The following is an 11206-nucleotide window of genomic DNA, read 5'->3' on the forward strand; positions in this document are numbered from 1 at the left end:
GCATCCGCGAGGGTCTTCGCCTTGGCGCCAAAGAGCTGCACGGCCAGCCGGTCTTCAGGGTGAAGCGCGCTTCGGCGAAGGTGGCGGCGTTCCGAGCCGCGCATCACGGCGCAGGCCGAGAGGGTCTCGGTCATCACGAGCCCGGCACCGGAGGTCTGGGCGATCAAGCGAGCGGAGAACGTGGACACGCTCGACATCGGCGCCAGCACGAGCCGGTTCGGAAGCTCGAACTCACCGATGCGAAGGGGCCTGGCCCACTGAAGATCGGAGCTGCCGTCGGGCAATGGAATCCTCGGCGCTGCCTAGAAAGTAGGCACGCTAGCGATGACCGCCCGAGACGTCGAGCCGTCCGACAGACGGGGAAAACCGGAATGGAATCGCGGATGTCCACCGGCTGAGCCGCGCATCCAGCGGCAGGCTCAGGTAATGTCGCGGGATGAAGACAGGAATCTCGGTCGAGGAAGCCCGACGGATCGTCCTGGAGGCCGCAACGCCGCTTCCGGCGGAAATCGTTCCGGCCTCCGCGGCCCTTGGCCGCGTCCTGGCGGAATCGGTCCAATCCGATCGGACGCTGCCCCCCGCGGATTGCTCGGCGATGGATGGCTACGCCGTTCGAGTAGAGGACCTGGCCGGGGCTACGAGGGATACGCCGCGCGGCCTGAAGGTCGTGTACGAAGTCGCTGCGGGAGGGCGCAGCGAGCGTCCTCTCCGAAGCGGTGAAGCGGCGCGGATCTTCACGGGCGCGCCCGTTCCATCGGGTGCGGACACTGTCGTGCGTCAAGAGGATACGGATCGGGCAGGCGAACGGGTTGCGATCCGCGTGGATCCACCGCGGGGAGAGCATATTCGCACCGCCGGTGGGGATGTCACGCGCGGCGATCTCGTTCTTCAGCCGGGCGCTCGCATCGGTCCGGCGGAAATCGGCATGCTGGCTTCTGTTGGGCGCACGCTCGTCCACGTGCATCGCCGACCGAGTGTTGCGATCGCATCGGGTGGGGACGAGCTCATCCAGCCGGACGGAGATCCTTCGGGGGGGAGCATCGTTTCCAGCAACGCCTACTCCCTTGCCGCCCAATGCGAAACCGCTGGGGCGACCACGACGAACCTCGGCATCGCTCGGGACACGAAGGAAGATCTCGCCCGTGTCTTTCGCGCCGGGCTCTCGGCGGATCTGCTGGTGAGTTCGGCCGGCGTTTCTGTCGGCGACCACGATTACGTGCGTCCCGTCCTCGAAGAACTCGGTGCGCAGATGCGCTTCTGGGGCGTGCGTATGAAGCCCGGTTACCCGTTGGCATTCGGGCGGATCGGCGAGCATGGCGCATGGGTCTTCGGGCTTCCGGGCAATCCGGTATCCGCGATGGTGACGTTCGAGCAATTCGTCAGGCCGATTCTCATGCGGATGGGAGGACACGAGGCCTGCTTCCGTCCAGTGGTCACGGCGGTTCTGGCAGAGCCCCTGAGCAAGAAGCCGGGGCGGCTGCACTTCATGCGGGTGCACCTGAAGCGCGACGGCAACCGGATTCTTGCGTCGAGCACAGGGGACCAGGGGTCCGGGGTGCTTCGCTCGATGACCCTGGCTCAGGGCCTGCTCGTATTCCCCGCCGATGCGACTGCGTTGGCGGCCGGAGACGAGGTGCGCGTGCAGGTGTTGGACGAGACCTTCTTCCAGACCCGGGAGCCCCTGGTGTGAGCGAGCCCGGTTCCGACCGATTCGCGGACGTAACCGGCGCCGTGTTGCTAGGTGGCGAATCCTCTCGCATGGGTCAGGACAAGGCACATCTGGATGCTGGAGGCGTCGCGGCTGCGACCCGTCTCGCGGGGCTGCTCGAAGGCTTCTGTGCAGAGGTCTTGTTGGTCGGGGGAACGCCACCGCCGGACGCGCCTGGGCGCGTCGTCGCTGATCCAGAAGGGCCGCCCTCCGCCTTGCGCGGGTTGCTCGGCGCCCTTTCCGCGGCACGGACGGAGAAGGTGCTGGTGCTCGCTACGGACTACCTTGCCGTCACGCCCGAACTCCTGCTGGGCCTGCTCGCGTTTCCGGAAGCCGCTGCGGTGGTGCCGCGAAACAAGGAGCACCGGCATCCGCTATGCGCCGTCTATCGACGGGAGCCTGCAAGAGCCGCTGCAGCCACTGCGTTCGCGGAAGGCAACTTCACCCTGGGCTCCTTCCTCGACGCACTCGAGTCGAATTGGGTGGAGGGTGCGCACCTTTCCCGACTGGACGCGAGCGGTACCGCGCTCGCCAACGTGAACACGCCCGAGGAGTTGGCGGCATTGCGCGATGCATGTTCTCGACCGCAGGGCCCGGTGGCATGAACACTCGCTCGGCCCTGGAAGGTCGCCTCAAGAGCTTTGGCTTCGCATTCACGGGGCTCATCCAGGTCTTCCGCAGCCAGGCCAACGCGCGAATTCAGGTGGCTGTCGCTCTCCTGGTGGTCGTGATGGGATTCTTCCTCGGCCTGCCGGCGCGAGACTGGGCGGCCCTGGTCTTGGCGATCAGCCTCGTGTTGGCCCTCGAGGCGGTGAACACGGCCCTCGAGGCCCTGGCTGACCGGGTCGCTCCCGATGCGCACCCCCTTGTGGCTCGCTGCAAGGATGCGGCGGCTGCGGCTGTATTGATCGCGGCTGTCGGGGCGGCCGTCGTGGGCTTGTTGTTGCTCGGGCCTCCGCTCCTGGCACGGCTGTTGGCTATTTGATTCGCATGAATCCCCGCGCCGGACTTGTCTTCGCGAAGCCCCTGGGGATGTGAGCGAGCGCCTTCCCGTCCGAACGGGATTCCTGGAGGCTGGAACCGAAAAAATCTAGACTCAAGGTCAATATTGACCTACGGTCCTGTTACATGAGGGCCTTCGAGACGGCACCGGAAACGACCGCCCCCGATCCGGACAGCGGTTCGAGACGCGAGCGGAAGAAGGCGCGGACGCGCAGGACGATCTACGACGCCGCGATGGCGCTGTTCCGCAAGCGCGATTTCGACGGTGTGACGGTCGAGGCCATCTGCGAGATGGCCGATGTCGCCCGGGGCACGTTCTTCCACCACTTCCCCTCGAAGGCCGCGCTCGCGTACGAGTTTGGCAATCGGGTGGCCGCCGAGTTCGAAGCGCGGCACCCCGACATGAAGGGCGACGCGGGGGGGCAGTTGCGGGCGCTCGTCGATTTCATGATCGAAAGCCTGGTGGCCGACGGTGACGTTCTGCAGGTAATGATCCGCGAGTTCTTCTCGAACCCGTCGGCTCTCGATGTGGCGCATCGGCACGGGCGTGACTTCCCGGATCTTCTGGAGCAGATCGTGCGCGAAGGCCAGGCCCGCGGCGAGCTTCGCCAGGGCATCGATCCGCGGCTCGTTTCGGCCATGCTGCTCTCTACCGCGGGCGCGATTCTTTCGGGAGGCGTGTTCCGACCGGGAGAACTCGACGTTGCGCAGATCCGGGAACAATATTTCGACCTGATCTTTCATGGTCTACTGGAGGCAAGCTGACCTCATGAGCGACGATCCGAAGCATTTCATCGTAGTCGGAGGCAGCGTGACCGGGCTCGGCGTGGGGCTGATGCTCTCCGCCGAAGGCCATCGGGTGACGATCCTCGAGGCAGATCCCTCCCCGATGCCCGAGAGCCACACGGAGGCATTCGAGAAGTGGGAACGCAAAGGCTCTCCGCAGGTGTGGCACTCCCACGCGTTGCTAGGCCGCTTGCACAAGCTGATCAAGGAGCGTGCACCCGGCCTGATCGAGGAGCTGCTCGCCCGGGGTGCCGAGGAGCTGCCATTCCCGGAGATGGCGCAGCGTATGATCGAAGATCCGACCTTCGAAAGCGGAGACGACGAGATCGTGCTGCTTTCCTGCCGGCGAATCACGTTCGAGTGGGTCCTGCGCCGATACGTGCTTGATACGGGCCTCGTGGATTTCCAGGATGGCGCCAGCGTGACCGGGCTCGTAGCAGCCAAAGATCCCGAGACCGGGCTGCCTCTGGTCACGGGGGTCCGGTACACGGATCGCGATGGTGAGGCGCGCACATTGGAGGGAGATCTGGTCGTCGATGCGAGCGGTCGCGGCTCCAAGTTGAAGCGCTGGCTCGAAGAGATCGGAGCCCGGCCTTTCGACGAGTCCTCGGAGCCCTGCGGGATTTCCTACACCTCCCGCTTCTATCGCCTGCGCGACGGGGTCGAGCCCCCGATGCTCGAAGGCCCGATCATTGGCGAGGATCTGGGCTACTTGAAGGTGGGCCTCTTCCCGGCGGACGACCGTGTGTTCTCCCTCACGCTGGCCGTTTCCCCCGACGACGACGTGCTTCGCTCGGTGCTTCATCGTCCCGGTTTCGAGGCTGCTGCCGCGGCCGTGCCCCGTGTGGCCGCATGGGTATCGCCGAAGATGTCCGAGCCCATTTCCAAGGTCTATGCGATGACCAACCTGAGGAACACGATACGACGCTTCGTCGTCGACGGAGAGCCGGTAGCGCTCGGCGTGGTCGCAATCGGCGATTCCGCAGTGCACGCCAACCCCATCACCGGCCGCGGCGTCACGCTCGCTTGGATCGGTGCCGCCATGCTCGCGGATACATTGCGCCAGATTCCGGACGATCTGCGAGCCCTCTCACTCTCGATCGATCAGCAGGTCGAGACGATCGTCGTGCCTTGGTACCAGATGCAGGTCCAGCAGGATCGCGGCGCGATCCAGACGGAACAGGCGATTCAGCGCGGCGAAGATCCCTTCCAGGTGACGAAGGCCGACGGCAGCACGGACCCCCAGGCATTCATCCGTTCGGTCATCCGCGATGGGTTGGTTCCGGCCATGCGCAGTGACATGGTCGTGCTGCGCCGTTTCATGCGGCTCGCCAATCTCCTCGAACCGCCCGCCGACCTGATGAAGGATCCAGACCTGCTCCAGCGCGTCCTGGCTGTCTACAACAAGCGCGACGAGCGAGAGCCGGTCTTCCGGGGGCCCACCCGAGCCGAGATGGTGGAAGTCCTCGAGGCTGCAGCGGCCTAGGACGCCCCTCCCCCCCCCCCTGAATTGTCGAAGTTCTGTGCCAATCGGCGCAGGCTCTTGTTCGAGCGTTGGAGAACGTCAGATTCCCGAGCGGGCAACTCGTTGCCCTTCATCGAATCGGGGACCCATGCTGAAGACGCTCCTGAACAGGTACGAACGCACCGCAGACGAACAGGTAAAGTGGATTTCCAGTATTCCATTCTTCCTGATCCACCTGCTGCCCCTGGCCGCAATCTGGACGGGCGTCTCCTTGCAAGCCGCCCTGTTGTGCCTCTCCCTGTTCTTGATTCGCATGTTCTTCATCACGGCGGGGTACCACCGTTACTTCTCTCATCGCGCCTTCAAGACGAGTCGGGCGATGCAATTCGTCCTCGCGCTCGGAGGCGGGATGGCGGCCCAGAAGGGAGCCCTTTGGTGGGCCGCCCATCACAGGCATCACCACCAATTCTCGGATCAGCCCGAAGACATCCATTCGCCCATGAAGGGCTTCTGGTGGAGCCACGTCGGCTGGATCGTATGCACGAAGTACGAGGCAACCGATTTCGAAGCGATCCCCGATTTCGCACGCTATCCGGAACTCGTGTTCTTGAACCGGTGGCACCTGCTTCCGCCGATCCTGCTGGGCGCGTTCTGTTTCCTGGTTGGCGGATGGAGCGGTCTGTGGATCGGCTTCTTTCTCTCGACCGCGCTGACCTATCACGCGACGTTCGCGATCAATTCCCTGACCCATCTGTTCGGGCGACGCCGCTACGCGACGACCGATACGAGTCGGAACTCGCTGATCATGGCGCTGATCACCTTTGGTGAGGGATGGCATAACAATCACCACCACTACCAGGCCTCCGCCAATATGGGCTTCTACTGGTGGGAAATCGACATCTCCTACTACGTCCTCCTGGCCATGAAGCGTCTCGGCCTCGTCTGGGATCTGCGCCGACCGCCCCAGGCGGCCTTGGAATCCAAGAGAATCGAGAACGGCAATCCCGATATCGGGATGCTCGTACTGCAGGAGCCGGTCGCGAGCTAGCGAGCCGCGGCGAGGGTCGGGGCCGCTACGGCTTGGCGTCTTCTTGCAGGGCGACTTCGCGTGTGGGCATTTCCTGGGCTCGGAGCCGCAACTTGTCACCTCGGCGTCGAACGAGTTCCGTGTTCTCCTCTGCGTAGGAGAAGCAGGTATCGCGCATGCCGGGGATGTTCTCGATGATCATTGCGTGGCGCGCTGCCGGATCGTCCTCCCGCTCGCGCGTCTCCTGCGTGGCCTTGGCGAAGGCGCGCACGAAGTGGATCTGATAGGCGGCCTGTGCGATCTCGACGACCAGTTCCGAGATCCGATGGCAGCCGCCGACACCTCCCACGCGGCTTCGCGCTTCCTGGGTGAATCCGCGGGCTACGCGCATCCCGACGAGCCCCTCCATGTTCGTCCCCGTCATCCCGCAGATATTCGTGAAGGGGGCGTTTCGTACCTCGGAGCGGGCAGCCACGATTTCGAGGCTGGGATACAGGATTTCGACTTCGGCGTGGATGTCATGGATCTCGTCCTGCAGGAAGGCGGCAATCAGGAATCGATCGCTGCCCAGCGGGAAGATGTCGACCTGCTTGGTCCGGGAGTAGAGGGAGCGGACTTCTCGGGTGGTCTGCGGCATCGGCGGAGTAAAGGGCCTCGGTGGGGGAGGAGTCAACCCGCGGTGCTACGGCACCGGGCGGTGCAGGCCCCTGAGGCGATCTGCCACGGATTGGGCTCCTCCGGCGGGTAGAAAAGGCACTCGTACCTGCTGACGATGGTGCGATTTGGTCTCATCGTGCGGTATAATCACCGCCCGACCGATCGGTCGGTCTGCCGCCCGCAACCAGGAGAAAACGGATCATGACGGACTTCCTCGAGGGTTATTCCATTCAGCACTGGCTCGAGTCGTGTGCCCAGGGCTATCTGACGGATACCGAGTACGGCCACCAGCACGGCGAGAAGGAGCCGGAGCTCATCTTGGACGATCCGATGATGCGTGAGCAGGCCATCTCGCTCACCGTCCAGCTCGTTGCCGGTGAGCGATGCGCATTGGCCGCGTCCTCGGGCCTGATCAATGCCGCCCCCGACGAGGCGAGCAAACGCTTCCTCGCAACCCAGACCCTCGACGAGGCGCGCCACGTGGAGGTCTTCTCCCAGCGTCTCTTCGATCTTGGTGTGAAGAAGAGCGAACTCGACAGCGTCGTGGCGGATCTGGCGAATCCCAATCTGGTCCGCTTCGCGGAGATTCTGCTCGAGAAGGTCGACAAGGGCGATTTCGTGGCGGGCGTGGTCGGGCAGAACATCGTGCTGGAAGGCATGGCGTTCAGCGTCTTCGAGATGCTGCATGCGTCCATGCAGGGCGGGAACCCGAAGTTCGCGCATGTCCTCTCAGGCACGATCGCCGATGAGCGCAGGCATGTGGGATTCGGCGAGAACCGCATCGGCTCGTTGATCCGCGAGCATCCCGAGCGGAAGAGCGACGTGCAGCAGATGCAGAAGGACATGTCCTACTACATGCTTGCGACCTTCGCGGATCGCTTTCGCGACGGAGCGGTCGATGCCCAGCGCGAACACGTTCGCGAGGTAATACCCGAGGGCGCGGATGGGCCGGCACCCGAGTATCACGGAGTCAACCTCGCGGAAGCGTCCACGGAAGACCTCGAGAACGTGCTCACCAAGACCGTGCTCGGAGAGTTCAAGACGCGCCTTGGCCGGATCGGCCTCGAGTACCAGTCGCCGGACCAACCGTAGGTAGACGCGCCGGATCTCTAGGGTTCCCCTCCTCCTTCTTTGGGGGTGGGGAGTCCCCTGGGATCACGGTCGCTGTCGCAGATGTTGGGTGATGGCTTCGTTCACTGCGCCGGGCGCTTCCAGGGCGACGGCGTGCCCCGCGCCCTCGACCACGTGGATCGTCGCGCCCGGTATCGATTGGGCGATCGATTCTCCGTCGGGAGCCAACAGGTCCTCTCCCGCCGCGATGACGAGCGTGGGAATCTCGACGCTGCCGAGATCGTCCGCGCGGGTTCCCGACCACTCCGATAAACCGGCGGCCATGCGGTCGAGTGTCGCCGCAGGAACCCGGGCCAGCGTCTGTGCGAGTCCTCGAAGCATGCGGCTGCGGATGCGCTCGTCGGCCAGATAGGCGCTGGAGAAGAACCAGGGCAACAACGTGGCCGCAAGGGTTTCGGGCGGGGCTTCTGCGGCCACTTGGCGCCAGCCGTCCGCAACGGCGAGAAGCCGCGGCGTCGCCAGGGCGAAGGGCGTGACGAGCGTCAACGATCGGACCCGCTCCGGGCACGTGAGCGCGACTTCGAGAGCAACGGCCGCTCCCAGGCTCGCACCGATCAGATCTGCCGCCCCCTCATAGGTCGCAGCCACATCGGTCGCCAGCATCGCGATGGGTAGGCCACCGCCTCCGGCGCGTCGGAAAGACCGACACCCCGAGGGTTCACACCGAGCACTCGGAACCGTTCCGCCAATGCGGGGATCAAGCGCGTGAACGCAGAGACGTCGGTTCCCAGCCCCGGAATGAGCACGACCGGATCCCCCCTTCCGATCGTTGGCACCTCGAGAGAGACACCGGCGGCGACCGGGACGAGCGCTTCCCTTGCCGCCGCATGGGCTTCGACATCTTGCTTCGTAACTCGTCCGTTCGGCCCTGTACCGGGGACGGCCGAGGGATCGATCCCGAGCTTCTTTGCAGCAGCGCGCGCGGCCGGCGCGACCGGCTTCTTTGTGCGGGATGGCGGAGCAGTAGGCGTCGCCGCCGCCGCTGTGGTTGCCCTCACCTCGAGGATTCCCGCGCCCCGGTTCTCGGGGCGGTTCTCGACGCCGTGGAAGGCTTCGGCATCGAAGTCCTCGTCGACGGCCTCGGTAATGGCTCCGAGAAGTGTGCCGCACGGAACCGTCTCGCCTTCTTGCACGTAGACGTGGCGCAGGAACCCCGTGGTTGGCGCCTCGATCTCGACCTCGTTCTTCTCGGACTCGATCACCAGGACGAGTTCGCCCTTTTCGATGGCCGAGCCGACGGAACTCGGCCACGCAACGACCGTCCCCTCTTCCATGGTCATGCCGAGGGTGGGCATCGTGATCGCGGTCGCCACCCGGCTTCAGCCCATCTCGCCGACGGCGTCGAGCACGTCCTGGGCAGAGGGCATGAACGCCTGCTCTAGCACGGTGCTGAACGGGACTGGTGTGTGCGGCGCAGTGACACATTTCACGGGCGCATTCAGGAAGTCGAAACCCTTGTCGACGCATAGGGCCGCGATGTCCCGTGCGATCGAGCAACGGGGCGTGGACTCGTCGATGACGACCATACGCCCCGTCTTCTCCAGCGATGTGAGGATCGTCTCTTCGTCCAGGGGTGAGAGCGAGCGAAGGTCGACGATCTCGGCGCTCGTCCCTGCCTCTTCGAGGGCCGTCGCTGCCTGGACTGCAAGCTGAACCGTCGCACCGAAGGCGACGAGCGAAACGTCGCTGCCCTCGCGAATCACATTGGCCTGGCCGATCGGGATTTCGTAGTCGCCCTCGGGCACCTCACCGATCTGGTTCAGGATCCCCTTGGCCTCGCAGAAGATCACGGGATCATCGTCCCGGATCGAGGCGAGCAGCAGGCCCTTGGCCTCGGCAGGTGAAGACGGGATCACCGTCTTGAGGCCGGGGATCCCCGTCGTCATCCAGTACAGGGATTGGGAATGCTGGGCGGCAGCCTGCATCCCCGCACCACACACGGTGCGAATGGTGAGCGGCACCTTCACCTTTCCGCCGAACATGTAGCGGAGTTTCGAGGCCTGATTGAGGAGGGGGTCGAGACAGGTGCCGATGAAATCCATGAACATCAGCTCGGCGATGGGCCGCAGGCCCGTTGCGGCGGCCCCCACGGCAGTTCCGAGCAGGCCCATTTCGGCGATCGGTGTGTCGCGCACCCGATTCATCCCGAACTCCCCGACCAGGCCTCGTGTGATGCCAAGGACGCCCCCCATTTCCTCGGCTCCCTCCGTCGATCGATTTCCACCCCCAGCTACGTCCTCGCCCATCAGGATGACGTTCGGATCACCTCGCATGGCGATGGCGATGGCTTCGTTGATGGCTGCGCCGGTGCCGAGTTCACGTGCCATGTCTAGTACCTCACGTAAACGTCCGTCAGGACGTCCTCGGGCTTCGGGAGGGGCGCCTGCTCGGCTTTCTCGACCGCTTCTCGCAGCAGTTCATCGATCTGGAGATCGACCTTTCGCAGATTGTCTCCGACGAGCAGGCCCGTCTCCATGGCCTTGCGTTCGAAGATGTCGAGGGGGTCGCGATTCTGGATCCAATCCTCGGCCTCCTCCTTGCTCCGGTAGGGCGTCGGGTCGCCGACGTAGTGGCCACAGAAGCGATACGTCTTGCATTCGAGAAGTGTGGGGCCCTCACCGGCCCGTGCCGCCTCGATGGCTTCTCCCGCCTTTTCGAAGACGTCGAAGAAGTCCATTCCATCAGCAACCACCGCGCGCATGTCGTAGGAGGCGGCACGCGTGGCGATGTCCTTCACCGGAACGGCGAACTCGGTCGGTGTGAACTCACCGAATCCGTTGTTCTCGCAGACGTAGAGAACGGGGAGCTTCCAGTTGGAAGCCATGGTGAGCGATTCATGGAACTGGCCCTGGTTCGTGGCGCCGTCACCGAAGAAGGCGACGGCGACGTTCTTCGTCCCACGCACCTGGGCACTGAGCGCGGCGCCGGTCGCAAGCGGAATACCGCCACCCACGATTCCGTTCGCGCCTAGCATGCCCCTGTCCATGTCAGCGATATGCATCGATCCGCCCTTGCCTTTGTTGGTGCCGGTTGCCCGGCCGAAGAGCTCGGCAACCATCGCCGCAACGTCCACGCCCTTCGCGATGCAATGGCCGTGGCCTCGGTGGGTCGAGCCGACCGGGTCGTCGTCCGAGAGGTGTGTGCAGACTCCGACGGCGATCGCCTCCTCGCCGCTGTAGAGATGCAGGAAGCCGCGCAGCTTGCCGGCGGCGACCAGCTCCTGGAGTTTGTCCTCGAAGCGTCGGATCGTTCGCATCCGGCGGTAGACCTGGATCAGGTCATCGTATGAAAAATCCATCGGAGCCTCCTCGTAGGCCGCGAGCCATCTGTCCAACGGGAATCTACGCAATAAGTCAACCAGTGGGGACGGGGTTTACAATTGACTTGTTGAAAGGGGGCTTTGCCCCCTTTCAACAAGTCAACTGTAAAC

13 protein-coding genes are annotated in these 11206 nt (G+C 64.4%); 7 read left to right on the plus strand and 6 right to left on the minus strand.

Annotation, left to right across the window (positions count from 1 at the left end; genetic code table 11):
• Positions 1–284: hypothetical protein (locus GY937_16965; protein MCP5058396.1), on the minus strand; the 284-nt coding region annotated here is incomplete at its 3' end.
• Between the two features lie 152 nt (positions 285–436).
• Here GY937_16965 and GY937_16970 point away from each other — a divergent pair.
• The 6 genes from GY937_16970 to GY937_16995 all read left to right on the plus strand — a co-directional run bounded on the left by GY937_16970 (position 437) and on the right by GY937_16995 (position 6009).
• A complete protein-coding gene (locus GY937_16970; protein MCP5058397.1) occupies positions 437–1690 on the plus strand; it encodes a molybdopterin molybdotransferase MoeA in 1254 nt (417 codons plus the stop codon).
• Positions 1687–2313, plus strand: a complete 627-nt coding sequence (locus tag GY937_16975; protein MCP5058398.1) for a molybdenum cofactor guanylyltransferase — start codon at positions 1687–1689, stop codon at positions 2311–2313. The genes GY937_16970 and GY937_16975 overlap by 4 nt, the downstream gene beginning before the upstream one ends.
• Positions 2310–2693 carry a diacylglycerol kinase family protein gene (locus GY937_16980; GenBank protein MCP5058399.1) on the plus strand — a complete coding sequence of 128 codons (384 nt, stop codon included), beginning with the start codon at positions 2310–2312 and terminating at the stop codon, positions 2691–2693. The genes GY937_16975 and GY937_16980 overlap by 4 nt, the downstream gene beginning before the upstream one ends.
• Positions 2694–2836: 143 nt before the next feature.
• Positions 2837–3475 carry a TetR/AcrR family transcriptional regulator gene (locus tag GY937_16985; protein ID MCP5058400.1) on the plus strand — a complete coding sequence of 213 codons (639 nt, stop codon included), beginning with the start codon at positions 2837–2839 and terminating at the stop codon, positions 3473–3475.
• Positions 3476–3479: 4 nt separating this feature from the next.
• Positions 3480–4982, plus strand: a complete 1503-nt coding sequence (locus tag GY937_16990; protein ID MCP5058401.1) for a hypothetical protein — start codon at positions 3480–3482, stop codon at positions 4980–4982.
• Positions 4983–5109: 127 nt separating this feature from the next.
• Entirely contained in the window at positions 5110–6009 is a 900-nt protein-coding gene (locus tag GY937_16995; GenBank protein ID MCP5058402.1) for an acyl-CoA desaturase, read from the plus strand.
• A gap of 25 nt (positions 6010–6034) precedes the next feature.
• Here GY937_16995 and GY937_17000 read toward each other — a convergent pair whose 3' ends face one another.
• A complete protein-coding gene (locus GY937_17000; protein ID MCP5058403.1) occupies positions 6035–6625 on the minus strand; it encodes a DUF2889 domain-containing protein in 591 nt (196 codons plus the stop codon).
• Between the two features lie 221 nt (positions 6626–6846).
• Here GY937_17000 and GY937_17005 point away from each other — a divergent pair, with 221 nt between their 5' ends.
• Positions 6847–7737, plus strand: coding sequence for a ferritin-like domain-containing protein (locus GY937_17005; GenBank protein MCP5058404.1), 891 nt, complete (start codon positions 6847–6849; stop codon positions 7735–7737).
• 63 nt (positions 7738–7800) lie between these two features.
• Here GY937_17005 and GY937_17010 read toward each other — a convergent pair whose 3' ends face one another.
• The 4 genes from GY937_17010 to GY937_17025 are packed head-to-tail and all read right to left on the minus strand — an operon-like array spanning position 7801 to position 11074.
• Positions 7801–8379: an alpha/beta fold hydrolase gene (locus GY937_17010; GenBank protein MCP5058405.1), complete on the minus strand. Its 579-nt coding sequence runs from the start codon at positions 8377–8379 to the stop codon at positions 7801–7803.
• Complete coding sequence (locus GY937_17015) at positions 8331–9089, minus strand: alpha/beta fold hydrolase (GenBank protein ID MCP5058406.1); 759 nt, start codon at positions 9087–9089, stop codon at positions 8331–8333. The genes GY937_17010 and GY937_17015 overlap by 49 nt, the downstream gene beginning before the upstream one ends.
• A 6-nt stretch (positions 9090–9095) precedes the next feature.
• Positions 9096–10103, minus strand: coding sequence for an alpha-ketoacid dehydrogenase subunit beta (locus tag GY937_17020; protein ID MCP5058407.1), 1008 nt, complete (start codon positions 10101–10103; stop codon positions 9096–9098).
• Positions 10104–10105: 2 nt separating this feature from the next.
• Positions 10106–11074: a thiamine pyrophosphate-dependent dehydrogenase E1 component subunit alpha gene (locus GY937_17025; protein ID MCP5058408.1), complete on the minus strand. Its 969-nt coding sequence runs from the start codon at positions 11072–11074 to the stop codon at positions 10106–10108.
• Positions 11075–11206: the final 132 nt, after the last annotated feature.

Source organism: bacterium (assembly GCA_024228115.1).
Classification (GTDB): Bacteria; Myxococcota_A; UBA9160; order UBA9160; family UBA6930.

Coding starts and splice junctions, on each gene's coding strand:
- GY937_17010 (MCP5058405.1), bottom strand. CDS start 8,379: ATGCTGGCGACCGATGTGGCTGCGACCTATGAGGGGGCGGCAGATCTG.
- GY937_17005 (MCP5058404.1), top strand. CDS start 6,847: ATGACGGACTTCCTCGAGGGTTATTCCATTCAGCACTGGCTCGAGTCG.
- GY937_16990 (MCP5058401.1), top strand. CDS start 3,480: ATGAGCGACGATCCGAAGCATTTCATCGTAGTCGGAGGCAGCGTGACC.
- GY937_17000 (MCP5058403.1), bottom strand. CDS start 6,625: ATGCCGCAGACCACCCGAGAAGTCCGCTCCCTCTACTCCCGGACCAAG.
- GY937_16970 (MCP5058397.1), top strand. CDS start 437: ATGAAGACAGGAATCTCGGTCGAGGAAGCCCGACGGATCGTCCTGGAG.
- GY937_17025 (MCP5058408.1), bottom strand. CDS start 11,074: ATGGATTTTTCATACGATGACCTGATCCAGGTCTACCGCCGGATGCGA.
- GY937_16995 (MCP5058402.1), top strand. CDS start 5,110: ATGCTGAAGACGCTCCTGAACAGGTACGAACGCACCGCAGACGAACAG.
- GY937_16985 (MCP5058400.1), top strand. CDS start 2,837: ATGAGGGCCTTCGAGACGGCACCGGAAACGACCGCCCCCGATCCGGAC.
- GY937_16980 (MCP5058399.1), top strand. CDS start 2,310: ATGAACACTCGCTCGGCCCTGGAAGGTCGCCTCAAGAGCTTTGGCTTC.
- GY937_17020 (MCP5058407.1), bottom strand. CDS start 10,103: ATGGCACGTGAACTCGGCACCGGCGCAGCCATCAACGAAGCCATCGCC.